Here is a 23,240-nt window from a genome sequence, read left to right on the forward strand (position 1 = left end):
ACGTTGAATTTAAACGGCTAATCTACAATTAGCCGTTTTTTATGTAAAAATAATATAAATTCAGAAAGTTTTTTTCTGGTGGGCGGGTCTTATTTACTATGACAGAAAAACAAAAGCGATATGAAGCACTGGTTCATATCTACCACAGTGAGCTTTTTCGCTTTGCATATTGGTTATGTCGTGATCAGAGTATTGCAGAAGACTTAGTGCAGGAAACCTTCCTGAGGGCTTGGCGTGCCTTGGATTCACTGCAAGATCAGCAAGCAGCTAAACCTTGGTTACTCACTATATTACGACGAGAAAATGCTCGGCGATTCGAACGTAAACAATTTGATTACGCCGATGTTGAAAATGACACACTTGTAGATGAAAAAAGCACGACGCTTGATGCTGAAATGGAACAAACAGTGATTCAACGACAAATTGGAAAGTTATCAGAAGAGTATCGCGAGCCACTGCTGTTACAAGTAGTAATGGGGTGTTCGGGTGATGAAATTGCCGAGATACTCGATTTAAATAAAAACACGGTAATGACACGTCTTTTCCGTGCCAGAAACCAGCTTAAAGAGGCTTTAAGCAGTGATGATGATCAACTTAGAGGAGCATCAAATTAATGGATGAACTCGAGTTTCGCCGCCGCATCCTCGCCGAGCCAAGCACGACTGATAAGGAGCTTGACGCGTTTGCCGAGCAGGACGAAGATAAACAGGCGTTTATCGATGATGTACGTGCCTTAGATGATGAGCTAAGTAAAGCACTCAACGTACCCGTGCCTGAAAATCTAGCAAAGCGAATTATTGATAATACTTATGCAGCAGAAGAACAGCTCTCTGAGCAGCCGTTAGACACTATTATTGAGGCTAAGTCGCGCTTTGCCTTTAATCGCCTTTATTTAGCGGCTGCAGCGTCGTTTTTAGTGGCAATTAGTGTGTTCTTCGTTACTAACAAACAGCATACGTTATACAGTGTTGGTGAGCATGCTTTTACTCATTTGTATCATGAAATTGACTCGCTTGATAAACATGAGCCAATTGACCTTGCCTATGTGAACGAAAAGTTTGCCACAATTGGCGGACATTTAGATGAGCTACCCGGTAAAGTTACTTATTTAATGTTTTGTAATTTTCAGGGGAAAAAAGGACTGCACTTGGTATTTGAATCTGACTTTGGCCCAATGACTGTCTTTATCGTCCCTGCTGACGAACAGCCTTTTGGTACTGGCTCAGAAGATTTCAGTGATGAACGTTTTGCTGGGCATATAAACCGCGGTAAACAAGCTGACACGATACTGATAGCCAGCCTTGATGCACCGCTTGATAGCTATAATGCAATGCTAAATGATGCGATACGCTGGTTACATTAGCCCTGTCCGCAAATAAAATTTAGATACAAAAAAACCGCAGTGACTGCGGTTTTTTATCGCTATAGAGCCGATTATTTACAAACGTCTGCTACTGCATTAGCAAAGTAATCAATGTTTGCATCACTGATACCAGCAACGTTTACACGGCTAGAACCAACAATGTAGATTGAGTACTCTTTTTGTAAGCGTTCGATTTGCTCTTTATTAATACCTAGGAATGAGAACATACCATTTTGACGGTCAATAAATGAGAAATCTTGTTCAATCCCTTTCGCTGCTAAGCTTTCTTTGATTAAAGTACGTAAACCATTAATACGGTTACGCATTTCATCAAGCTCATCGTGCCACATTTGCGTAAGCTCAGTGCTGCCTAAAATCGTGCTAACAATATCAGCACCGTGTGCAGGCGGCATTGAATAAATACTACGTACAACGCTTAATAATACAGAGTTAGAGATATCAGCAGTTGCAGCATCTTTTGCAATAATTGAACACGCACCGATACGCTCGCGGTATAGACCGAAGTTTTTCGAACATGAAGAACAGATGATTAGCTCATCTACCGCTGCAGCTAGTTTACGAAGACCAGCAGCGTCTTCTTCAAGGCTTGAACCAAAACCTTGGTAAGCAATATCAACAAGTGGCGTGAAACCAACTTCAACAGCAAGATCAGCAACTGTGCTCCATTGCTCAGCATTTAAATCCATACCGCTTGGGTTGTGACAACATGCGTGGAATAACACAACATCACCTTTAGGCACTTGCTTTAGGGTGTTTATCATGTCATCAAACAATAGGTCTTTATTTTCGTAATCGTAGTAAGGGTACTCTTTTACTGTTAAGCCTGCCGCTTCGAATAAGCTGATGTGGTTTGCCCACGTTGGCGTAGTAACCCATACCGTTGCATCTTTATTGCAACGCTTGATGAATTCAGCTGCAACACGAAGTGCACCTGTACCACCTGGTGCTTGTGCAGTGCGAACACGGTTTGCTAATAACGCAGGATGCTCACCCAGTAATAAGTTTTCCATTTTTTGGCAGTAATCTAAGTTACCCGCCAAGCCAATGTACGATTTACTGGTTTCGTTTTCTAAACGAAACGCTTCCGCTTTTTTAACCGCTTTTAATACAGGCGTATTGCCTTGCTCATCCTTATAAACACCTACACCCAAATCGATTTTCTTCGGGTTTGTATCTTGTTTAAAGGCCGCCATTAGGCCAAGAATAGGATCTGTTGGTAATGGTTTTAATTCTGAGAACATTGACTATCTCTTTTTATAGGGGTTAGCGTTGCCACTAGCTTAACATAAAAACCCAGCCTAATTACTAGTTAAATTAGACCAAGAGTTGAGGAATTTTAATACAACACGCCACAAGTAATGCAAGGGTTTGTTGATCAAAGAAATCAGTATTAAATGCTTCTGCATCTATAATACCTAAGCATTCGTTTTTGTCTGAAAGTAATGGTAAACAGGTCTCTGCTTTCACTTTAGGATCGCAAGTATAGTACTCACCACCTTGAGCAAGGTAATCAGCAACGTTATTGATCACACGCCCTTGCTTAGATAGTGCAACCTGTACATTATTGCTACCCTTAGCGAATGCGTCTGTTAGAGGAAATAACGGACGACTTGGCGCGCCATGGTAAACCAGCTTCAATAACTGTGAGCCTTCGTCTGTATTTGTTGCTTGATAAATACCAAACCAATCTACTTGCGTCTGGGCTACGACAAAATCGATGATTTGTTGAAGCTTAGCCAGCTTTTCAGTGTTTACAGCATTGTCTGCAACATAGTCGTTTAATTTGAATGGTTCATCTTGCAAATAACCAAATAAGCTACACGCACCACCCTCGCCTAGCTCAGGGATTTGGTACTGCCAGCGCACTGAAGGTAATGCTGACTCTGCAAGATATTGCTCAAGGTTTGATAATTGCTCCGCAACAAGGTTTTCAGGTAAATCTAGTTGGGCAACAGATAAGTAAGTAGAAATCATTTAGCCATCCAAACATCTATAATGCCGAAATGATAACATGCGATTTTAGTGCGAGCTAGCTTTGCTTGCAGTTAATTTATAATTAATTTCGACTTGGTTGCCAGCGCTATTAAATGAGACTTTAGAAGCTATCTCAGAAAGTAAACATAGACCTCGACCATGTTCTCTAACTAGGTTTTGCTGACTCTGCCCTGTTTTTGAAAATCCATTCCCTGAGTCACAAATCGTAAAGTCTAATTCTAATGTTTCGGGACTATATTGAATATCTATAATGATTAATGCTTCGCTTAACGAAGCCAGAGCTTCTTCTCGCTGTTGATAATAGATTAAAAAACCGTCTTCTTGGTTTTTTATCTCTGAGTCAAGCCCAAGAACACCATGATCAAGTGCATTATTATAAGCCTCAGATAACATCAAAAATATATTAGCCCGATGATCATTTAAGCCACCAATTTTGCTAAGCAGTTCGATCACTTCTAAAACGGGGTCGGTACTTTTAATTTGCTTTGCGTTTAAACTCATTGAGATATGAAAAGGTAAAGGCGAAAATTGCTCATATGTCTGTTCTGGTGAAGGAACCGGCAAACAATTTAACAACACTAAGCTCAAGTCATCTTGTTGTTGATTGCCACGCGCAAAACGATTAACACGCTCAATTATTTGTTCCGTACTTATATACGATTTTGACGCTAATACTTTTTTAAATCGTTGTTCACCAAAGTACTCATCATTGAGGTTAGTTGTTTCAATAATGCCATCTGTTGCCATCACGATTCGCGATGATGGCTCAACTTCGATGTGAATTAAACCACGTTCAAACTCTTCAGGCTCAAGAATACCCAGCGCCATATGCTGTGATTCTAGCGTTCGGGTTATGTTGCCTTTTTCATTAATAACATAAATGTCAGGTAAACCACCTAACCATGCTGAAACACTTCTTCCAGACTTACTCAACTCTAAAATAGTCGCAGCACAAAACATATGGCCTGGCAGTAAATTGCCCAGTACAGTATTAATTTCAGCCGCAATATCACTGACCGACATACCTTTACTTACCATGGTATAAAACACGCGTGAAGCGGGTAATGCACCAACCGCTGCAGCTAAGCCGTGACCTGTAAAGTCTCCTAACATGCAATATAAACTGCCAATAGGGCTTTGTGCCACAAGAAACATATCACCATTAAACATGGCGGCAGGAGATAAATGGAAGTCTAAATGAGCAGGAAATGCTTGCTGGTTTTCTAATGCGTTATTAAAGATATGCTCAACAATCTCATGCTCTCTTTCAACTTGATTTTGATGGTACTCAAGTTGCAAATTCTGATCATGGGCTTTTTGGCTTAAGTTTCTAATTCGGCTGTGTGCTTTTATCTTGGCGTTTAGAATCACTTCTTGAAATGGTTTTTGTAAGAAGTCATCTCCCCCAACAGCTAAACAACGCTCAAAACTTGCCTCATCTTCTAATGAGGTAATAAAAATAATTGGCAGGTAAACTTGGCTGAAGCGCTTTTTGATTATCGATGCAGTTTCAAAGCCATCCATAACTGGCATGATGACATCAAGTAACACGATGTCGATTTTATTCTCTTCTAATAGCTTTAATGCATTCAAGCCATTATCGGCAGTAAAAACACGATAACCTTGTTGCTCTAACATCACTGTTAATAGACGGCGATTTAACTCTAAATCATCAACAACCAGTATATTTAGCATCAATCAATATCAAACTTTTTGTCAAAACGAGAAATTTGCAGAATTTTCTTTAGCTGTGGCTGACAGTTACTGATTTGAATTGTGTCGACCTTACCAGAAAGGTTTTTTTTCATGTTAAGCAGCATACCTAGTGCAGAGCTATCCATATAGTCTGTTTCTCTTAGGTCAATAACAACCTTGTTAATATTATCGTTTAAGTCAGCATAAGCCTGACGAAAAGTTTGCACTAGATTAAAATCAAACTTTCCTTTGATCTGAACGGTTAAAATTTCGCCATCTGCAGATGTACTGCACGTTAAACTCATAATAAACTCCTAACAAACAATTCCTTCCTCAGAATTATCTAAATATAACTGCTTAAAAGAAATAAGCCAAAAATTAAAACACTTAGAATGAAATTTGTTATTATTTGGGCAAGCTTTCACAATGAGATCCACTATGAGCGACAATAATCTAGTTTATTCAACAGCGACTGGCCGTATTGAACAACCTAAAGAAACAAAGCCAACCCAAAGCAAAACGTTTAAAGATGGCTTTTTACGTATTGAGCGTCAAACAAAAGGCCGCAAAGGCAAAGGCGTCATGCTAGTTGTTGGTATTGACAGTGAGCAACATGACTTAAAAAAGCTGGCTAAAACCATTAAAAGTAAAATGGGTCAAGGTGGCGCCGTTAAAGAAGGCATCATCGAGGTGCAAGGTGACGACAGAGAAAAACTCAAAGCTATTCTCGAAGGGCTTAAATTTAAAGTAAAAATTGCAGGGGGCTAGTCAGCCCCCTCACTCATTATGACTTCATTGAGCTTAGGTGCTCATAAAGTGCTGGTAACTCATCTTCTGGGACTGGTTTACTGTAATAGAAGCCCTGCACAATATAACAATTGTTATTTTGCAAAAATTCTATTTGCTCAATCGTTTCAACCCCTTCAGCAACCACGTTTAGTTTAAGCTTTTGCGCCATCGCGATAATTGCAGCCGTGATTTCCATGTCGTTGCTATCCTCAGGAATATCTTTAACAAACGAGCGGTCAACTTTCAAAATATCAACCGGGAAACGCTTCAAATAACTTAATGATGAATAGCCTGTACCAAAGTCGTCAATCGAAATCGACACGCCCAACGCTTTCAGTTGATGTAGTTGCAAGATAGCAGCTTCTACATGCCCCATCAGCATACTTTCTGTGAGCTCTAAGTGCAGTCGCTTTGGCTCTACACCAGTTTGCTTAATAATGTTATCAAGCGTCGATACTAGGTTGGCATCTTTAAACTGTCGAGCAGATAAGTTAATCGAGATATTATTTTTTAAATTCTGATCTGCTAATCGAGCTGCAAACTCACAGGCTTCTTTTAAAATCCAGGCTCCTAACTCAACAATTAATCCAGTTGCTTCAGCAATAGGAATAAATTTAGTCGGTGGGATCATTCCCTCTTCCGGATGGAACCAACGTATCAGCGCTTCGTACCCAACAACTTGGTTGTTACGACAATCAACTTGAGGTTGGTAGTACACTCTGAATTGGCCTTCACGAATACCTGTACGTAACTCATTTTCAATGAATAATCGTTCATTCGCAGCAGCATTTAATTCTTGGCTATAGAAGTGATAGGTGTTTCGTCCCTTTGCTTTTGCTTCATACATTGCAAGATCAGCATGTTTGAGTAATTGGTCTTCTTCTTGGCTATCAAATGGTGCCATTGTAATACCAATACTGGCACTAATGATCACTTCATTGTTACCTAACTTAATTGGCTCATTAAGCGTACGTTGAATGGTATTAGCAACTTCTGTCGCATGAGTTTGATGCTCAATACCACTAAGTAAAACCGCAAACTCATCACCACCTAAACGGGCTATGGTATCTTCTGTGCGTAAACGTTTTTTCAAGCGATTGGCTACTTCAACCAGTAATTGGTCACCTGCATCATGGCCTAACGTATCATTGATACGCTTGAATTCATCTAAATCAAAATAGAACAAAGCAAAGGCATAATGACCACGCTCTGCTAAGGCCATTGACTTACGCAATTGCATTCTAAAGAAAGTACGGTTTGCAAGCCCCGTTAAGGTATCAAAATAAGCAAGTTGCTCCATCTTACGTTGGCTTTCTTTTACAAAAGAAATATCTTGAGCTGATGCCACGTAACTGGTTATCTCACCACTGTCTTCACGAATTGGTGAAATACTTAAAGAAACCCAAACAGATTGACGATCATTTGCTTGTAATAAGGTATCACCGCGCCAATAATTTCGGCTTCGCAGGTCAATATCAATATCATCAACTAATATTGCCATCTCTTGTGAAATAATGCTCAGTAAAGGAGAGCCTATAAAGTGACGTTCTTCAAAGCCTGTCATCTCAACCATTTTTGGGTTGACGTATTTTACTTCAAACTCTTCATCTGTAATGACCACCCCCGTTCCGGAGAATGCAACAGCCTTAGATAATCGATTTGCCGCTTTTTCTGCAATTTCCTTTTCACTGATACGCTGATTTAAACCATCTATCAATTTACGGATCTCAACGGCCATATCTCTGAAAGAACCATTCAAGGTACCGATTTCATCTTTATTTTCTTTAGGAAACTCTGTTTGCAATTGCCCTTTACCAAAGCTCACCACAGCATTAACCAAAGAGTGAATACGGCGTAACACTAATTGATAAAGTGCTTGATGAAGTAACAGTGCAACTAAAATAGCGTACAAAATAAATAAGCCAAAAAATTTAACTTTCAGCTCTTCTAACGCAGATAATGCCGATGAACGCTTTTTATAAATACCAATATACCAGTCGAGCTGTTCAACTTTGCGGATATTGATAATATGAGTTTCACCATCTTGTACAAATGAATTTGCCGACTCAGGCAACCTAAGACGAATGGTTTCAGAGACTAGCTTTTGCAAGTCAGCATTCACAAAATCTTGAGTCGCTAATTTTTTCCCCTCACGCCCGTACTTTTCTAATGTTTTCTTATCTAAATCAGGGTGCGCCAATAATTGACCATTCGCATCAAAAACAAATAGGTTTTGTTCGCGATCGCCAATCGGTAATTGAGAAAGCAGTGTTTCAAGTGCAATATCGCTTCCTGTTACACCAAAAAACTCATTTCCACGATAAATAGGAACGAGCACACTCACAACCCATTTGTGCCATATATTATCGTAATAAACATTTGACCAAACAGCTTCACGACTTGGGTTGGTAGCTTCTTTAGCGTAGTTAAAGGTTTTACCAGTCGTAAAATTAAAATCGCCCGGAACATTTAGCGCCCAGTTAGGCGGCGCAATACGAATAAAATTGTCTTTTGTGATCAGATAGAAATTGAAAAAGTCTTGGATTAAGGTAGGTGAAACAATTTTCCATAATGACTCGGAATCATTAATTAATTGTTTGTAAAACGGTGAGTAATTTTCTTGTGGTATAAATGCAGCTGATAACCCATCAGCAGAAGTGCTACGAATACTGCCGTCTACAGCAAATTTAATTTCTGAGTTAAAATTACTTTGCAAATGAGAGTCGCTTTGTAGCAACTGGCTACTAACAACGGAATTAGCCTGTTCCGCAATATTAATTTTAGTGTTGATTAAATGATTAAACTGCTTTGTTAAGCGTTCACTTGAGTGCTTTAAGAGATCATGCTCTTCAAACACGAGTTGCTTCTCTTCGGATTTGAGCATTAAAGCCGCTGCACAAATACCCGCAATTAAACAAATCGCAGAGATCAGCAGCGACAATTTCATACTTAATGAATTCACACCAAACCGTGATGGCGGTCGTCGATACACCACAGGACTACCTTATTAATAATTGTTATTATTTATTATGCAAAAACAAATATACCAGATTCATTTTTATATTTATAAATTTTTTATGAAGATTAATGAATTTTCCTAATCAGTGTACTCATTTATAAATTACTGCGATATGCAGTTGACTTTGTGTACAAGTGTTTTTACATTAAAGCAATGAATAAAATTATCTCTCGCACACGTTTTTCGTTTTTTAGCTTCTTTAGATAGAGGAGGCTTAACTGTTTGCGAGATAAATTCACCGAATAGCTAAAGCCTCCCTCTTGGGAGGCTTTTTTGTTTGTGCACTGTTTTGGAATGAGGAAACCAACATGAGCAATGATGTATTAAATGCATTACGACACGATATCAATGAAATTGATTCAGATTTATTAGTCTTACTGGCCAAAAGACGCCGAATAAGCCATAGCGTTGTTGAGTATAAAATTGCTAACAATAAACCAATACGAGATGAAGCACGTGAGCAAGCGTTACTCGAAAAGCTAATAAGCTATGGTAAATCACTTGGCCTAGACGCCTACTACATAAACAATGTCTTTCAGACTATTCTTGAAGACTCAGTTTTAAATCAGCAAGCCATGTTGCAAAAGAACCTCAACCCTGAAGCAATGAGCGAAACACACCGCGTAGCATACTTAGGTGGACAAGGCTCATATAGCCAACTAGCTTGCCATAAATATTTTAGCCGTCGCCCAGGTAAAGTAATTGAAATGGGCTGTACTAGTTTTGATCAAATCACAGGTAAAGTAGAAAGTGGTCAGGCAGACTTTGGCTTATTGCCTATTGAAAATACCAGCTCAGGCAGTATTAATGAGGTGTTTGATTTATTACAACATGCGCAAGTATCCATTGTCGGTGAAGTGACACACAGTGTTGAACATTGCCTATTAGCGATGCCTGGCACAGAGCTTTCTCACATCAACAAAGTGTTTGCTCATCCTCAGCCTTTTGCTCAATGCAGCCGCTTTATCCAAGGTTTGGGAGATATTCAGCATGAAACCTGCGACTCAACCTATCACGCCTTAAAATCAGCTGTTGAAACACCTAACAGTGCCGCAATTGGCTCAGCACAAGCCGGTAAAAATGTTGGCCTAGAGGTTGTTAAGTCAGGTCTTGCTAATCAAAGTGAAAATCATAGCCGCTTTATCGTTGTAGCACGTAAGCCGCTACAAGTTTCAAAGCAAATTCCGACCAAAACCAGTTTAATTATGGCTACAAAACAACAAGCCGGTTCTTTGGCAGATGCACTGATGATTTTCAAACACCATCAGATCAATCTAGTAAAGCTTGAATCTCGCCCTGTACCTGGTAACCCATGGGAAGAAGTGTTTTATGTCGACCTTGAAGCGAACCTTGATGACTTACATGTTAAACAAGCGCTCGAAGAGCTAAAAGAACACACCCAGTACACCCGTGTATTAGGCTGTTATCAAAGTGAATCATTACAAGCAGTAAGCGTTTAATCCACCTTATTCTATTAGTTAAATAAAGGAGCCAACAGGCTCCTTTTTGTTTAATTTTATCGCAGAGACTTGCACCCCCTTCCCAGTGTAAGCATAATCTTGAAAACATTTTTAAACTGGAACATACATGAATTGGTTAGCAGAATTAGCAACTAAAAGAACACCTTGGCTATTATTAGCCGTGATATCCTTAGCATTTGAAATCACCGCATTGTTTTTTCAATACAATATGGGTCTTGAGCCATGCATCATGTGTATTTATCAACGTACAGCAGTATTAGGCTTACTTGCTGCAGGTGTTATAGGTGCGATTAACCCGCAGGCGATGGTATGTAGAGTAGTAGCATTTGTCAGTTGGGGTATATCAGCAATTTGGGGTTATTTTATCGCCAAAGAACACATTGCAATGCAAAACAACACTGATCCTTTTGCATTCAGCTGTGCTTTTGAACCAAACTTTCCGAGCTTTATGCCTCTTCATGAGTGGATCCCAAGTTTCTTTGCTGCTACAGGTGATTGCGGCAATATAGATTGGCAGTTTGCATCACTGAGTATGCCAGCTTGGATGGAAGTGATCTTCGCTGCGTTCTCTGTCGTATTTTTAGTGGTTATAATTAGCCGCCTTGTATGCAAAAAGTCACTGTAATGATATATTTTTTTACCAGTCAAATACCTGAATTAAAGGCCTTTAAAGTGAGGCAGCGCCAGCAAATCATTGCCCTTGCACTTAGCCATTTGAGCCCTATGCACAAAATCACTTTATCTGTCTGTAAACTTGCTTTTTTGGCACCACTATTTTTAGGGCTCGCGTATTTTGAAGGATGGATGCTTCTGCCCTGGTTACTGTTAGCGGGGGTAAGCTATCCGCTTCTAACCACACCACTCGAAAATATATTTGCATTGCCACATCTGCAAACCGCTATTAAAGAATACAAACAGGGCTGTTAGGCCCTGTTTGACAGAGTGGCTTTCTAAAGCGTAATTTGTCCCTTTAATTTTTGGTAGAGTTTCTCACCAATCCCCTTAACCTCTTTTAGCTGTTCGACAGTTTTAAAGTTACCTTGGCTCTTACGATATTCAATAATTGCTTTGGCCTTTGCTTCACCAATACCTGGTAATTGAGTAAGCTGCTCTAACGTGGCTTTATTCAAACTTACTTTTTGTAGCTTAACATCTGCAACATCAACAGGTTTCGCTGCAAGTGCAGCTGTGGCGGGCAAAAGCGCAAGGCTTGAAGCTAACAATAGACTTGATAATAATTTCATATTTTCCTCCATGATGTCCTTACTTGGACAACTAATTTCCTTTGTTACCAAACACTCGCTCCATCGCTTGTGTTCTTAAAATTATAGGCCTAGCAGTTTTCCGATGCTTGGATAGATTTTAGGTAACAATTTAAATTAAGCTAATTTCGCTTTCTTTGTCAAATGATAGAAAGAAAAATGTAAGTTGCTACTTGCAAATAATGTCACAACACATTACTGTATATAAAAACAGTAATCAAGATGGCGATTTTACGCTACAAATGCCACGCTTAAATGCAGGAGAGATCATGGCTGTTGTTGTTAAATATGTTGTAGAAAGAAACGGAGTCGAGCGCATGACGTTTACTACTAAAAAAGAAGCTGATGCGTATGACAAAATGCTCGACATTGCTGAGTCATTGGAACTAATGCTTGAAAAAGTTGATGTACCATTAAGCGAGCAACAAATTGAGTCACTGGCGCTTGAAATGGCAAAAGAAAAAGACCAATTTATGGCTGTACTCAAAGGTGCAAAAGAAGCACCTGCGAAGCCTAAAAAAGCAAAGTCAGACGATAACGTTGCAGATATAAAAGAGAAAGCTGCAAGCTAACCATTCGCTTTAAAATTAAAAAAGGGCAACATCTGTTGCCCTTTTTTGTGTTTAATCAAAAATTACAGTGATGATTCAACTTCATCAAATAAGTCTGTAATTTCCTTTTTAGGCTCGGCTGTCATAAGGCTTACAACAACAATCGCTATCGTTGATAAAATAAAGCCAGGGACAATCTCATAGATGATTGCACTTAGAGCTTGGCCGTCAATAGTGATTGGCGCGTAAATCCAAAACAACACTGTTGCTGCACCAACAACCATGCCACTGATTGCTCCTTGTAAGTTCATGCGCTTCCAGTACAAACTAATTAGCACAAGCGGACCAAATGCAGCACCAAAACCAGCCCATGCATTACTTACTAAATCAAGGATTGAGCTGTCACGGTCATACGCAAGATAAATAGCAAATAAAGCAACCAAAATAACGCTGATACGACCCACTAACACTAGCTCTTTTTGTGAAGCGCTACGATTTAAGTAAATCTTATAGAAATCTTCTGTTAGTGAACTTGAACATACTAATAGTTGCGACGAGATAGTACTCATGATCGCCGCTAAAATAGCAGCCAATAAGAAACCCGCAATAAGTGGATGGAAAATAAGCTCAGATAACACCAAGAAAATCGTTTCTTTATCATCGATTGGCATTTGATTTTCAAGCATGTACGCTGCGCCAAATAAGCCTGTAAATACGGCACCAATAGCTGAAAGCGTCATCCACGACATACCTACACGACGCATCGTTGGCATATCTTTAACAGAGCGAACTGACATGAAACGAACAATAATATGTGGCTGACCAAAATAGCCTAAGCCCCATGCCATTGCAGAAATAATGGCAATTGTTGAACCACCAGCGAACCAGTCCATCATGTTAAGTGCATGTATTTCTGTTTCTTTAGGAGAACTTAATAATAAGTCATAGCGTGCATTTGCAAGCGTATCCATAAATGGTTGATCAAGCATAGTGTAGGTTGCAATAGGCACCGCTAACAGCGAGATAAACATGATACAGCCTTGCACGAAGTCAGTTAAGCTCACTGCTAAAAAGCCACCAAATAAGGTGTAAAGCACAACAACACCCGTAGTAATGTACAAGCCCATTTCATAACTCATATTAAATGAGTTTTCGAACAGCTTGCCGCCCGCGACAACTCCTGATGAGGTATATAGAGTAAAGAATACAATGATAACGACTGCAGAAATAACACGTAAGATATTTTTATTATCTTCAAAACGGTTTGCAAAGTAATCAGGGATAGTTATCGAATCATTTGCTTTTTCGGTGTAAACACGTAACCGAGGTGCCACTAAAAAGTAGTTAGCCCATGCACCAAGCACTAAACCGATTGCAATCCAAACCTTGCTTAGGCCAAATAAGTACATTGCACCTGGTAAGCCCATTAATAACCAACCACTCATGTCTGATGCACCCGCTGAAAGCGCCGCAACACTTGGAGATAAGTTACGTCCACCTAGCATATAACCTGACACATCATCTGTTGATTGCTTATAGGCATATAGCCCTATTCCCAACATTACGATGAAGTATAATGCTAACGAAATTATCATTCCTGTTTCCAAATTAGCCTCCAAAAATTAGTTAATGTTGGCTTTTAATCCGAATAATGACTCGCAAGTTATTTAATTATAAGACATTATTGGGGTAAAAACCGATATCACTCATGACTATACCACGCTTCGACACTATAACTCCAATGGTGCCGATAACCAACTAAGTTTACATTTACAACGATACGCTAACAAAATTGTGATATTTAATCATAACTTATAGAATTTCATTACGATTTATCCTAGTCTTAACGTTAAGATAAAATCATAATTTATCCCCATATCTTGTCATTTTATTAATGCTATTTTAGATACAATGGCATATATTGCGAGGGGATAATGAAATAACTGATGTGGACAAGCTTGGACTATGTATTTTTACGCTGCGCGCCAACCGATTTTAGATAAGGAAAAGAAACTAGTCGGCTACGAACTCCTCTTTAGGGATGGAGTAGATAATGTGTTTCCAGATATTGATGGCGATGAAGCAACGTCACGGCTCATTGAAGGCAGCCAATTTAACTTTGGTTTGGAAGACTTAACAGACAACAAACCTGCTTATATAAACTTTACGTTAGAAACATTACAAAAGGGTTACCCGTTATTATTAGGTAAAGACAATGTTGTAGTTGAAATTCTTGAAACTATTCAACCAGGTAAACGATTACTGGCTCTTGTCAAAGATTTGAAAGAAAGAGGCTATACGCTAGCACTTGATGATTATATTCACCAACCAGTTTGGCGTCATTTTTACCCGTATATTGATCTTATAAAAATCGATTTTCTAACCTGTACACCTGAATCTCTGCAGACGGTGATTGAAGCTATAAAGCCTCACCCACACATTAAGTTGTTGGCAGAAAAAGTTGAGACCCATGAGAAGTACCAACTGGCCATCGATATGGGTTTTAGCTACTTTCAAGGCTTCTTCTTTTCGAAACCTGAGATGGTGCAAAGCAAAACTTTACCACCGTCTGAGATGGCATTAGCTGAGCTTTTGTATGAAACATCGAGTATTGACTTAAATCTTAAAAAAATCACCGATGTATTTGAAAGAGATGTTAACTTATCTTACAAGTTACTGCGTTATTCAAACTCTGCAGCATTTAAACGTCGTGCTGAAATCAGCACCATCAAACAGGCACTTATCGTTTTAGGTAGCGAAGAAATTAAACGTTTCTTATCGCTGTTATTCGCCGCACAAGTGGCTGCAGATAAGCCTGCTGAACTCATCCGCTTATCACTCACGCGAGCTCGCTTTGCTGAGCTGTTAGCTATCAGTCATGGGCAATTACGCGATACTGGAATGGCATTTTTGACCGGTATGATGTCGCTTATGGATGCAATCTTAGATGAAGATATGCCAAGCGTAATGGGCAAATTACCGCTAACAAATGAAATTAAAGGTGCCCTTCTTCATGACGAAGGTTTATTAGCAACGTATTTACGCCTTGTGAAGTTTTACGAGCAAGCTGACTGGGAAAGTGCCAAAGAGATCCAACAACAACTCGGCCTCAAACCCGAAGAGGTGCCCGATGCATATCACGATGCATTGAACTGGTCGAATGAACAAATGTCTGTATTCGGCGACTAATGTTCGAAATGTGAATACAAAAATGCCAGCAATATAGCTGGCATTTTTTCGTTGTGGTCAACGCTATTAAAGGTTTTCTAAGAAGTCTTCATCAAAATCGTCTGGCTCTTTTTCCATTGGTGGATTGCCATCATGAAGCTCATATAATTGACGCTGGAAATAGATATCTTTAACAAATATGTACGGGTCAAGTGACTCATTTAATAGACTTTCTTGAGGTATCAAAGAAGCACGCGCTTCAACCGCTTTCAGTGCAAACACTAAAATGGTTTGAGGTGTTGTTAACGCTATTTCAGGTAATACTATGTTATCAACTACATCACCCGTTAAATTTCGTACTGTACTTGGCCCCATGCCAGGTATCATCAAGTAGGCACCATCTCCTACTCCCCACACACCTAGCGTTTGGCCAAAATCTTCATCAACGATCTCTAGCCCTAATGAAGAGGCCACATCGAAAAAGCCAAATAAGCCAACCGTCGAGTTCACTAAGAAACGCGCAAGGCTGATCCCCATATTCCCTGGTTTGCCCTGCAAACCAGCGTTAACCATATCAGTTGGTGCAGTAATATTATCAGTAAAGTTAACAATACTGCGCCTAACAGGCATAGGTGTCACTGTAACATAGCCCACCGCAGCAGGGCGCAGAATATAAGCATCAAGCACATCCATATTAAAGTCATACATAGGACGATTGAATGACTGCAATGGATCTCGCTCATCCGCTTTTTCTTCGGGTACTTGTGCGCATCCTGCAAGTACAGCAAAAAAAATTAAAAATATACTATGCCTAAACATTGGCTATCCTTAAGGTATTAACTCATTAATTAGCAACGAATATTCTTTAACGTTAGTACGCTCCAAGACATCCGACTTGCCTTCCAACTCGCCGCTAGAAGTTACCACAGTTGCATCTTTCGATAAACGCGCGGTTAAAATAATTTGCTCAACACTCGATAAATTCAGGCCATCAACCATTGCGTTAGCATCACTTAACGTCACTGTTAGTGGAAAGCTATATTCTGTCATTTTTACCACAGCTAATGGCATTTGCGGACCACTGGCTGCTTTTGCAAAAACAAATAACGTGCCGTTTTGTGGCTGTGAGTCAGCAAGTGCTGGGTCCAAATCAACTGTGATGCTAATTTCACTGTTTGAAGCATCAACTACTTCTGTATTTGTGACTTGCTCATTATTTAAATGGGCATCAATTTCAGCAATACGCTCTGCAATCATGCTATAACGAGGGTCATTTTGCTCCATGCTCGCTAGCAGTACTTCAAACGCGGTTTTAGCTTGCAGCCAATCTTTACGCTCGTAGGCAATTAGGGCCAACAATGAGATTGCATCAATATTGGTTGGCTCTGCTTTTAACACTTTTGAAAGCATAGTCGCAGCCTGAGACATGTTCGCGTCATTGCCTTCCATCAGCAGAACTTGCGAGTAGCTGATCAGCACTTGCTTGTTATCCGGATTCATTTTCAATACTTTATCAAATGACTGCTTTGCCATATCAAATTCATTTAACGACATCGCAACACGTCCAAGTAGCATCCAAGCTACTTCGTCATCACCACTTTGATCAAGTTTAGTACGCAGCGCTAATGCAAATGCTTGAAGTTCATTTGCAGTCAACGGCTCACCATTTTGCATCACAGCTCGCTCACCGTATGACTTTAGATTTGCCATTGCATCATGCCAGCCTTTTATTTGCTGCTGACTGCCAGTGTAGGCATAGAAAATAGCTGTTAAAACGATTAAAAAGCCTGCTCCTGTTAAAGCAAATATACGATTGTTACCTTTGCTGTTTAAGGCTTTTTCTGGTGATAACTCATTAAGTAAACGACGCTTTTGCTCAACAACTGCCTCGTCATGCATTTGTGCATCGATACGTTGATTTTCAAGATCGTCTTTAAGCTCATCTAAACGTTGGTAATAAATTCGGATCAATTCCGAGTTTGCATTGTGATCAAGGCGTTGAATACGTTCGCGTTTAAAAAACGGCACGACAACAAACAGCAATGCAATCAGTGTGAGTAAAACAAAAGAAGCCCACATTAATGCCATTTAGCTTTGCTCCTGACGTTGATTTTGTTCAATTAGTTTTGCAAGTAATTTCTCGTCTTGCTCAGTCCATGTTTGCTTTACTGATGCTTTACGCTGACGCAATACAATAAAGCCAAAGCCAAGCACCACAATGAGCACTGGTAAAACCCAAAGCACAAGTGTTGCTGGAGTGACAGGCGGATCGTAATGAACGAAGTAACCGTAGCGGTCAATCATATAGTCAATCACTTCGTCTTTTGTTTTGCCTTCTTTTACTAAGGCTAATACTTTATCGCGCAAGTCTTTGGCAACAACGGCGTCTGAGTCGGCAATATTCTGATTTTGACATTTAGGGCAGCGTAACTCTTTAGTTAATTCACTAAAACGCGTAGCTTGCTCTTTATCATCGAACTGGTACTTGTCTTGCTCTGCAATTGCACTAAAGGCGATCAGCAAGCTTGCTAGAAGAATAACGAATCTCATTGCTGTAATTCCTGCATTAACGGTGCAAATTTAGCACGCCAAACACGTGGATTAATATCACCGGTGTGATGAAGCAAAATTGTGCCCTGCTTATCAACTAAAAATGTTTCAGGCGCACCAGATACCCCTAAATCAAGGGCTAATGTACGCTTTAAATCCAAAATATTGAACTGATAAGGGTCGCCAGCGCGATTTAGCATGCTGGTTACATCTTCACGTAACGCATTAATATCAAACTGGCCATCAAAGTCAGGGTCATAACCTTGCTCGTAATATAAGCCAATAATCTTAACGCCCTGCTCTCTAAGCTCTGTTAAATAACCTAACTCAGCTAAACAGGTCGGGCACCATGTGCCCCACACATTCAGCAGGTATACTTCGCCTTTCAGATCGGCATCTGTCCAACGCTTTGACTCATCCATCAAATCAGGTAGGTTAAATGTTGGCATAGTCTGACCAATACGCCCTGTTTGCAGCTCACGCGGGTTTGCAAACAAGCCTTGATATAAAAACACACACAACAAAACGAAAACCAATAATGGCGCTAGCGCTAACAATTTGCGGTTCATGCTGAAGCCTCCTGCTTAGTCGATTTCTGGCGATAGCGTTTATCACCAAGCACTAAAAAGCCTGCCAGTGAAATCAAGATGCCACCGAGCCACATCCAACGAACATACGGTTTATGGTAAATACGTAACGACCACGCACCTTGGCTTAATTGCTCACCTAGCGCTAGATACAAGTCACGGGTGAAGCCTGCATCAACAGCTGCTTCTGTCATAAATTGCATGCCAATGTCATAACGGCGTTTTTCAGCATGTAAAACCGTCACTTGTTTATCGTTTTTCATCACGGTGACAACCCCAGCATGGCCACTGTAGTTAGCCCCGCGAATAGACTTAACACCGTCAAAGCGATACTGGTATTCATTTAAAGCCACTGTGTCACCCGGTTTCATTGATACATCACGCTCAACCGAGTAAGCAGAGGTTAACGTGACACCTGCAATTACAAACGCTAAACCAATGTGACCTAAAACCATTGCCCAATAGCTTAGACCTAATCGCTTAAAGCCTTCACCTATGGTTTTATGAATAGTTACTTTTGCAGCTAAATCTATCAGTGTAGTAACAAAAATCCATACTGCTAATGCGGTTGCAATAAAGGTAATTGGCGCAATTACGTCGTAGCTAGAATATAACCATGCACCGGTAACAACCACACTGACCACAGCCGATAATAACAGCTTGTTCTGTAGCATTGACCACTTGTTTTGCTTCCAGCGTAACAGCGGACCTATCCCCATTAAGATAGCAAATGGCACGAGTAAAATAGCAAACATCTTATTGAAGAATGGTTCACCTATCGAGATACTGCCTAAGCCAAGTTCTTTGTGGATCATTGGCAATAATGTACCCAACAATACAATCAGCGTTGCCACAACTAAGAAAATATTATTTAGCCAAAGCGCAACTTCACGCGAAGCAAACTTATAACGGCCTTCACTTTTCACCTGTGATACACGCAGTGCATATAGCGATAAACCACCGCCAACAACAATGGCCAAGAAAGCTAAAATAAACATGCCGCGATTAGGGTCTGACGCAAAAGCATGCACAGATACAATAATGCCCGAACGAACAATAAAGGTACCCAGTAAGCTTAACGAGAATGCTGCTATAGCTAGTAATACGGTCCAAGACTTAAATACACCACGTTTTTCTGTGGTTGATAATGAGTGCAACAACGCGGTTGCCACAAGCCAAGGCATTAGTGATGCGTTTTCAACGGGATCCCAGAACCACCAGCCACCCCAGCCGAGTTCTGAGTATGCCCACCAACTACCAATGGTAATACCGAGTGTTAAAAAGCCCCATGCAGTCATTGTCCAAGGACGAGACCACTTTGCCCAAGTATTATCAAGTTTGCCTGTAAGTAACGCCGCAATGGCGAATGAGAACGACACAGATAACCCAACATAGCCCATATAGAGCAATGGCGGGTGAATGATCATACCTGGGTCTTGCAGTAATGGGTTTAAATCGCGACCTTCAACAGGGAAATACGGTAATAAGCGCTCAAATGGGCTCGACATTAATAAGGTGTACAGCATAAAGCCAACACCTAAAAAGCCTAGCACGCCCAGTACACGAGCACGTAATACCCAAGGTAATGATTGTGAGCGCATAGCAACAACCGCTGTCCAACCTGCTTGCATCACTAACCAAAGTAAAATTGCTCCTTCATGGCCACCCCATGTTGAGGTTATTTTGTAGTACCAAGGTAAGGTGCTACTTGAGTGATAAGCAACATACGAAACGGTAAAGTCGTCGGTTAAACTGGCATAAATAAGTGCTGCAAAAGATAATAGTACGAATACGAACTGACCAATTGCCAGTGATGGGGCTGCACGCATTAACCTTAAATTGCCGGTATGCGCCCCCCACAAAGGAAAAATACACAGTAGAACACTGAGCACCATGGCCAGTGTTAAAGAAAAATAACCGAGTTCTGGGATCATATTAATTGCCGTTATCTAAGTTATAGGTCGGTTTTTCGTGTTTGATACCCTTCACAGCTTCTGCGACTTCTGCTGGCATGTATTCTTCATCATGCTTTGCAAGTACCTCAAAGGCATCAATTTCATTCGCTTTCACTAACACGCCCTGCGCCACAATCCCTTGGCCTTCACGGAATAAGTCCGGCAAAATTCCTTGATAATTAATTGTCACCATAGGGCCCGTATCGATTAACTTAAAGCTTACCTTTAAGCTTGATTCGTCACGGACAACTGAGCCTGGCACAACCATGCCGCCGATACGTAGTTTTTGCCCAATATGCGGTTTTTCTTTATTAGGCCCTTTTCCATCAACCAATTCACTTGGTGTATAGAATAAATTAATGTTTTCTTGCAGTGCATACAGCACTAAACCAATCGTTGCACCCACACCAAAAATAATGGCTACAACCGCTAATAAACGCTTTTTACGTCTTGGATTCATTGCCCTGCCTCTTGCTTCGCTTTCTTAATGCGCTCTTCACGTTGTGCTTGCTGCTTTACTGAAGAGAAAATACGTTTTGTGTCGTTTAACGAACTAAATAAAATACCAAGTAAAATTAATGCACAGCTGCCAAACGACAGCCAAACATAAAAGCCATAGCCACCCATGGCAATAAAATCTGCAAAAGAATCAAACTGCATGATTAACCTCGCTCAAGCATATCACGCACCCAAGGGCGGTGCTTTTCACGTTGTAAAATTTCGTTCTTAAGACGTATTAACGTCACCGTACCGACGAACGCTGCGAATGCCACAATATTCACCATCAGTGGCCAAAACATGCTTGGATCAATGGCTTTAGTATCAAACTTTGTAATGGTTGCACCTTGATGCAAGGTATTCCACCACTCAACCGAGAAGTGAATAATCGGTAAATTGATCACCCCGACAATCGCTAAAATACAGGCTGCCCGACCCGCCGCTTTTTTATCTTCAAAAGCATGATAAAGCGATAACACACCAAGGTATAAAAATAACAGAATGAGCTCAGAGGTTAGGCGTGCATCCCACACCCACCAAGCGCCCCACATAGGTTTACCCCATGCAGCACCGGTAATTAATGCTATCGCTGTCACACATGCCCCAACAGGTGCAATTGCAATCACTGCGAGTTCTGCATTACGTAATTGCCATACTAGTGCGATCACTGCAGCAATCGCCATAGAAGAGTAAGCGCCCATAGATAAAATAGCTGAAGGCACATGGATAAAAATAATTCGGTAGCTGTCTTTTTGTTGGTAATCGGCTGGGGCATAAGCAAGCCCCCAGACCCATCCAACAATCATACAGACCACCGTAACGACGGCGAAATAAGGCAGTAAGGTGTTACACAATTGGTAAGCACGATCTGCTTTTGCGTAGGGATGTAACCACTTCCACATATTAACTTACACTCACTTTCAATGCTGACGATATGGCAATTGGCGCCGCTATAATCGCTACGATTAGCATGGCACCAAGAATTGCAAGCTGTCCGCTATAGGCAAGCTCCATAGAGCTGGTATCGATAGCCGAGGTTGCAAAAATTAGTACAGGGATATACAAAGGCAAAACAAGTAAACTCATTAAAATGCCACCTTTTTGTAATCCCACAGTCAGTCCAGCACCAATGGCGCCAATGAAACTCAGCAATGGCGTCCCTAACAATAACGTCAGAACGGTTGCTAACAGCGCTGAACTTTCTAAATTCAATAATAAAGCAAATACCGGAGTCATAAGCACAAGAGGCAGCCCCGTAATCACCCAATGAGCCGCAACTTTAGCAAGAACGGTCAGTGGTAATGGGTATGCCGAAGCGATTAACTGCTCTAATGTTCCGTCGTGATAATCATCACGAAATAACTTATCTAAACCTAACATGGTCGAGAGTAATGCTGCGACCCAAATAATGCCTGGCGCCATACGAGCAAGTAGACCGGGCTCAGGGCCAATTGCTAACGGAAAAAGTGTAATTACAATAAGAAAAAACAAGATAGGGTTAACGATTTCAGCACGCTGACGAAACGCTAATTTAAGATCTTTAGAAAAAACCGCAGAGAATAGTTGCCAATACGAGTGCTGCTTTACCATCAGTGGCGATACTCCAAAGTCACTGTTTTAAGGTCACTAAAATGTGCCGTTAAATCTTGGTGGGTGGTTAATAAAATAGCTCCACCCGCATTAAGATGCTCAACAAATCGCTCTTGCAAAAACGCCACCCCACTTTTATCAAGCGCAGTAAAAGGCTCATCTAATATCCACAGTTTGGCGTTATTTAACCAAAGACGAACCAATGCAACACGACGCTGTTGTCCTGCTGATAACATGCGCACAGGTACGTCTTCAAGACCCACTAGACCTATCTTAGCTAAGACCGGATATAAGTCTTGCTTGCTATCATAGCCGTTTATTTTCAGCCAAAAAGCAAGGTTCTCAAGTGCCGTAAGTTGACTATTTACACCTGTCTTATGACCGATAAATAATAACTCATCAGCAAATTCATCATAGTATTTTGCGATAGAACGTTGTTGCCATAATACCTCACCTTCATCAGGCATAGCGAAACCTGCGATAATACGCAATAATGATGTTTTACCAGCCCCATTTGGACCAGCTAACTGCATAATTTGCCCAGATTTTAAGCTGAAATTAAGATCCGCAAACAAACAACGATCTTGCTTGATGCAGGTGACGGCCTTAATGTGTAACAAGATGACGATTCTCTATACCCAAAATTAGGCGTTAGTCTACCATAATGATAGGGTAATACGAATATTGCTTTAAAACGATTAACTTATATTTGATCT

The 23,240-nt window shown here is 40.6% G+C and carries 24 protein-coding genes and 1 pseudogene; 8 read left to right on the forward strand and 17 right to left on the reverse strand.

Annotation, left to right across the window (positions count from 1 at the left end):
- Nucleotides 1–71: 71 nt before the first annotated feature.
- Both NH454_RS01245 and NH454_RS01250 read left to right on the forward strand, forming a co-directional pair.
- Nucleotides 72–614 (forward strand): annotated as a pseudogene (locus NH454_RS01245) (sigma-70 family RNA polymerase sigma factor); the annotation flags it as partial.
- A complete protein-coding gene (locus NH454_RS01250) occupies nucleotides 614–1,363 on the forward strand; it encodes a DUF3379 family protein (RefSeq protein ID WP_235382062.1) in 750 nt (249 codons plus the stop codon). The pseudogene NH454_RS01245 and the gene NH454_RS01250, both read left to right, overlap by 1 nt.
- Before the next feature lie 71 nt (nucleotides 1,364–1,434).
- Here NH454_RS01250 and NH454_RS01255 read toward each other — a convergent pair whose 3' ends face one another.
- The 4 genes from NH454_RS01255 to NH454_RS01270 all read right to left on the reverse strand — a co-directional run bounded on the left by NH454_RS01255 (nucleotide 1,435) and on the right by NH454_RS01270 (nucleotide 5,379).
- On the reverse strand, nucleotides 1,435–2,625 hold the full coding sequence (locus NH454_RS01255) for an amino acid aminotransferase (protein WP_054553227.1): 1,191 nt from the start codon (nucleotides 2,623–2,625) through the stop codon (nucleotides 1,435–1,437).
- A gap of 73 nt (nucleotides 2,626–2,698) precedes the next feature.
- A complete protein-coding gene (locus NH454_RS01260) occupies nucleotides 2,699–3,358 on the reverse strand; it encodes a GAF domain-containing protein (RefSeq protein WP_235382063.1) in 660 nt (219 codons plus the stop codon).
- A 45-nt stretch (nucleotides 3,359–3,403) separates the two neighbouring features.
- Nucleotides 3,404–5,074: a fused response regulator/phosphatase gene (locus NH454_RS01265; RefSeq protein ID WP_235382064.1), complete on the reverse strand. Its 1,671-nt coding sequence runs from the start codon at nucleotides 5,072–5,074 to the stop codon at nucleotides 3,404–3,406.
- Entirely contained in the window at nucleotides 5,074–5,379 is a 306-nt protein-coding gene (locus tag NH454_RS01270) for an STAS domain-containing protein (RefSeq protein ID WP_135923903.1), read from the reverse strand. The genes NH454_RS01265 and NH454_RS01270 overlap by 1 nt, the downstream gene beginning before the upstream one ends.
- 133 nt (nucleotides 5,380–5,512) lie before the next feature.
- Between NH454_RS01270 and NH454_RS01275 the strand changes: the two genes are divergently transcribed.
- Nucleotides 5,513–5,842 (forward strand): stress response translation initiation inhibitor YciH, encoded by a 330-nt coding sequence (locus NH454_RS01275; RefSeq protein ID WP_135923902.1) that lies wholly within the window; start codon nucleotides 5,513–5,515, stop codon nucleotides 5,840–5,842.
- 16 nt (nucleotides 5,843–5,858) lie between these two features.
- Here NH454_RS01275 and NH454_RS01280 read toward each other — a convergent pair whose 3' ends face one another.
- Nucleotides 5,859–8,858 carry an EAL domain-containing protein gene (locus NH454_RS01280; protein WP_199527881.1) on the reverse strand — a complete coding sequence of 1,000 codons (3,000 nt, stop codon included), beginning with the start codon at nucleotides 8,856–8,858 and terminating at the stop codon, nucleotides 5,859–5,861.
- Between the two features lie 332 nt (nucleotides 8,859–9,190).
- Here NH454_RS01280 and NH454_RS01285 point away from each other — a divergent pair, with 332 nt between their 5' ends.
- The 3 genes from NH454_RS01285 to NH454_RS01295 all read left to right on the forward strand — a co-directional run bounded on the left by NH454_RS01285 (nucleotide 9,191) and on the right by NH454_RS01295 (nucleotide 11,290).
- Nucleotides 9,191–10,342 carry a chorismate mutase gene (locus tag NH454_RS01285; protein ID WP_135923901.1) on the forward strand — a complete coding sequence of 384 codons (1,152 nt, stop codon included), beginning with the start codon at nucleotides 9,191–9,193 and terminating at the stop codon, nucleotides 10,340–10,342.
- A 127-nt stretch (nucleotides 10,343–10,469) separates the two neighbouring features.
- Complete coding sequence (gene dsbB / locus NH454_RS01290; RefSeq protein WP_199527882.1) at nucleotides 10,470–10,988, forward strand: disulfide bond formation protein DsbB; 519 nt, start codon at nucleotides 10,470–10,472, stop codon at nucleotides 10,986–10,988.
- Complete coding sequence (locus NH454_RS01295; RefSeq protein WP_235382065.1) at nucleotides 10,988–11,290, forward strand: DUF6170 family protein; 303 nt, start codon at nucleotides 10,988–10,990, stop codon at nucleotides 11,288–11,290. Before dsbB ends, NH454_RS01295 begins: the two co-directional genes overlap by 1 nt.
- Nucleotides 11,291–11,313: 23 nt before the next feature.
- Here NH454_RS01295 and NH454_RS01300 read toward each other — a convergent pair whose 3' ends face one another.
- Nucleotides 11,314–11,607 (reverse strand): helix-hairpin-helix domain-containing protein, encoded by a 294-nt coding sequence (locus tag NH454_RS01300; RefSeq protein ID WP_135923898.1) that lies wholly within the window; start codon nucleotides 11,605–11,607, stop codon nucleotides 11,314–11,316.
- A gap of 287 nt (nucleotides 11,608–11,894) precedes the next feature.
- Here NH454_RS01300 and NH454_RS01305 point away from each other — a divergent pair, with 287 nt between their 5' ends.
- Nucleotides 11,895–12,197 carry a YebG family protein gene (locus NH454_RS01305; RefSeq protein WP_135926253.1) on the forward strand — a complete coding sequence of 101 codons (303 nt, stop codon included), beginning with the start codon at nucleotides 11,895–11,897 and terminating at the stop codon, nucleotides 12,195–12,197.
- Nucleotides 12,198–12,259: 62 nt separating this feature from the next.
- On the opposite strand, the gene putP is transcribed toward NH454_RS01305, so the two are convergent.
- Entirely contained in the window at nucleotides 12,260–13,771 is a 1,512-nt protein-coding gene (putP, locus tag NH454_RS01310; RefSeq protein WP_135923897.1) for a sodium/proline symporter PutP, read from the reverse strand.
- Nucleotides 13,772–14,141: 370 nt separating this feature from the next.
- Between putP and NH454_RS01315 the strand changes: the two genes are divergently transcribed.
- Nucleotides 14,142–15,365 carry an HDOD domain-containing protein gene (locus NH454_RS01315; RefSeq protein ID WP_135923896.1) on the forward strand — a complete coding sequence of 408 codons (1,224 nt, stop codon included), beginning with the start codon at nucleotides 14,142–14,144 and terminating at the stop codon, nucleotides 15,363–15,365.
- Nucleotides 15,366–15,431: 66 nt separating this feature from the next.
- Here NH454_RS01315 and NH454_RS01320 read toward each other — a convergent pair whose 3' ends face one another.
- Genes NH454_RS01320 through ccmA form a run of 10 tightly spaced genes read right to left on the reverse strand, consistent with a single transcriptional unit; the run spans nucleotide 15,432 to nucleotide 23,144 of the window.
- Nucleotides 15,432–16,163 (reverse strand): VacJ family lipoprotein, encoded by a 732-nt coding sequence (locus NH454_RS01320; RefSeq protein ID WP_135923895.1) that lies wholly within the window; start codon nucleotides 16,161–16,163, stop codon nucleotides 15,432–15,434.
- Between the two features lie 9 nt (nucleotides 16,164–16,172).
- Nucleotides 16,173–17,432, reverse strand: a complete 1,260-nt coding sequence (gene ccmI, locus NH454_RS01325; protein WP_235382066.1) for a c-type cytochrome biogenesis protein CcmI — start codon at nucleotides 17,430–17,432, stop codon at nucleotides 16,173–16,175.
- Nucleotides 17,433–17,894: a cytochrome c-type biogenesis protein gene (locus NH454_RS01330; RefSeq protein ID WP_135923893.1), complete on the reverse strand. Its 462-nt coding sequence runs from the start codon at nucleotides 17,892–17,894 to the stop codon at nucleotides 17,433–17,435.
- Nucleotides 17,891–18,463 (reverse strand): DsbE family thiol:disulfide interchange protein, encoded by a 573-nt coding sequence (locus NH454_RS01335; protein ID WP_135923892.1) that lies wholly within the window; start codon nucleotides 18,461–18,463, stop codon nucleotides 17,891–17,893. The genes NH454_RS01330 and NH454_RS01335 overlap by 4 nt, the downstream gene beginning before the upstream one ends.
- On the reverse strand, nucleotides 18,460–20,415 hold the full coding sequence (locus NH454_RS01340) for a heme lyase CcmF/NrfE family subunit (protein WP_235382067.1): 1,956 nt from the start codon (nucleotides 20,413–20,415) through the stop codon (nucleotides 18,460–18,462). Before NH454_RS01340 ends, NH454_RS01335 begins: the two co-directional genes overlap by 4 nt.
- Nucleotide 20,416: 1 nt before the next feature.
- Nucleotides 20,417–20,896 carry a cytochrome c maturation protein CcmE gene (gene ccmE / locus NH454_RS01345; RefSeq protein WP_135923890.1) on the reverse strand — a complete coding sequence of 160 codons (480 nt, stop codon included), beginning with the start codon at nucleotides 20,894–20,896 and terminating at the stop codon, nucleotides 20,417–20,419.
- A complete protein-coding gene (gene ccmD / locus NH454_RS01350) occupies nucleotides 20,893–21,096 on the reverse strand; it encodes a heme exporter protein CcmD (RefSeq protein ID WP_054553244.1) in 204 nt (67 codons plus the stop codon). Before ccmD ends, ccmE begins: the two co-directional genes overlap by 4 nt.
- A gap of 2 nt (nucleotides 21,097–21,098) precedes the next feature.
- Nucleotides 21,099–21,836 carry a heme ABC transporter permease gene (locus NH454_RS01355; protein ID WP_135923889.1) on the reverse strand — a complete coding sequence of 246 codons (738 nt, stop codon included), beginning with the start codon at nucleotides 21,834–21,836 and terminating at the stop codon, nucleotides 21,099–21,101.
- A gap of 1 nt (nucleotide 21,837) precedes the next feature.
- A complete protein-coding gene (ccmB, locus tag NH454_RS01360; protein ID WP_135923888.1) occupies nucleotides 21,838–22,524 on the reverse strand; it encodes a heme exporter protein CcmB in 687 nt (228 codons plus the stop codon).
- A complete protein-coding gene (gene ccmA, locus NH454_RS01365; RefSeq protein ID WP_135923887.1) occupies nucleotides 22,524–23,144 on the reverse strand; it encodes a cytochrome c biogenesis heme-transporting ATPase CcmA in 621 nt (206 codons plus the stop codon). The genes ccmB and ccmA overlap by 1 nt, the downstream gene beginning before the upstream one ends.
- Nucleotides 23,145–23,240 lie beyond the last annotated feature (96 nt).

Origin of the sequence: Pseudoalteromonas sp. Ps84H-4, from assembly GCF_024124645.1 — a bacterium.
GTDB classification, from domain to species: domain Bacteria; phylum Pseudomonadota; class Gammaproteobacteria; order Enterobacterales; family Alteromonadaceae; genus Pseudoalteromonas; species Pseudoalteromonas lipolytica_C.

Coding starts and splice junctions, on each gene's coding strand:
- ccmE (WP_135923890.1), bottom strand. CDS start 20,896: ATGAATCCAAGACGTAAAAAGCGTTTATTAGCGGTTGTAGCCATTATT.
- NH454_RS01250 (WP_235382062.1), top strand. CDS start 614: ATGGATGAACTCGAGTTTCGCCGCCGCATCCTCGCCGAGCCAAGCACG.
- NH454_RS01305 (WP_135926253.1), top strand. CDS start 11,895: ATGGCTGTTGTTGTTAAATATGTTGTAGAAAGAAACGGAGTCGAGCGC.
- NH454_RS01340 (WP_235382067.1), bottom strand. CDS start 20,415: ATGATCCCAGAACTCGGTTATTTTTCTTTAACACTGGCCATGGTGCTC.
- NH454_RS01300 (WP_135923898.1), bottom strand. CDS start 11,607: ATGAAATTATTATCAAGTCTATTGTTAGCTTCAAGCCTTGCGCTTTTG.
- NH454_RS01285 (WP_135923901.1), top strand. CDS start 9,191: ATGAGCAATGATGTATTAAATGCATTACGACACGATATCAATGAAATT.
- NH454_RS01275 (WP_135923902.1), top strand. CDS start 5,513: ATGAGCGACAATAATCTAGTTTATTCAACAGCGACTGGCCGTATTGAA.
- NH454_RS01335 (WP_135923892.1), bottom strand. CDS start 18,463: ATGAACCGCAAATTGTTAGCGCTAGCGCCATTATTGGTTTTCGTTTTG.
- NH454_RS01270 (WP_135923903.1), bottom strand. CDS start 5,379: ATGAGTTTAACGTGCAGTACATCTGCAGATGGCGAAATTTTAACCGTT.
- NH454_RS01255 (WP_054553227.1), bottom strand. CDS start 2,625: ATGTTCTCAGAATTAAAACCATTACCAACAGATCCTATTCTTGGCCTA.
- ccmI (WP_235382066.1), bottom strand. CDS start 17,432: ATGGCATTAATGTGGGCTTCTTTTGTTTTACTCACACTGATTGCATTG.
- NH454_RS01295 (WP_235382065.1), top strand. CDS start 10,988: ATGATATATTTTTTTACCAGTCAAATACCTGAATTAAAGGCCTTTAAA.
- NH454_RS01265 (WP_235382064.1), bottom strand. CDS start 5,074: ATGCTAAATATACTGGTTGTTGATGATTTAGAGTTAAATCGCCGTCTA.
- NH454_RS01320 (WP_135923895.1), bottom strand. CDS start 16,163: ATGTTTAGGCATAGTATATTTTTAATTTTTTTTGCTGTACTTGCAGGA.
- ccmD (WP_054553244.1), bottom strand. CDS start 21,096: ATGCAGTTTGATTCTTTTGCAGATTTTATTGCCATGGGTGGCTATGGC.
- NH454_RS01315 (WP_135923896.1), top strand. CDS start 14,142: ATGTATTTTTACGCTGCGCGCCAACCGATTTTAGATAAGGAAAAGAAA.
- dsbB (WP_199527882.1), top strand. CDS start 10,470: ATGAATTGGTTAGCAGAATTAGCAACTAAAAGAACACCTTGGCTATTA.
- NH454_RS01330 (WP_135923893.1), bottom strand. CDS start 17,894: ATGAGATTCGTTATTCTTCTAGCAAGCTTGCTGATCGCCTTTAGTGCA.
- NH454_RS01260 (WP_235382063.1), bottom strand. CDS start 3,358: ATGATTTCTACTTACTTATCTGTTGCCCAACTAGATTTACCTGAAAAC.
- putP (WP_135923897.1), bottom strand. CDS start 13,771: ATGATAATTTCGTTAGCATTATACTTCATCGTAATGTTGGGAATAGGG.
- NH454_RS01355 (WP_135923889.1), bottom strand. CDS start 21,836: ATGTGGAAGTGGTTACATCCCTACGCAAAAGCAGATCGTGCTTACCAA.
- ccmB (WP_135923888.1), bottom strand. CDS start 22,524: ATGGTAAAGCAGCACTCGTATTGGCAACTATTCTCTGCGGTTTTTTCT.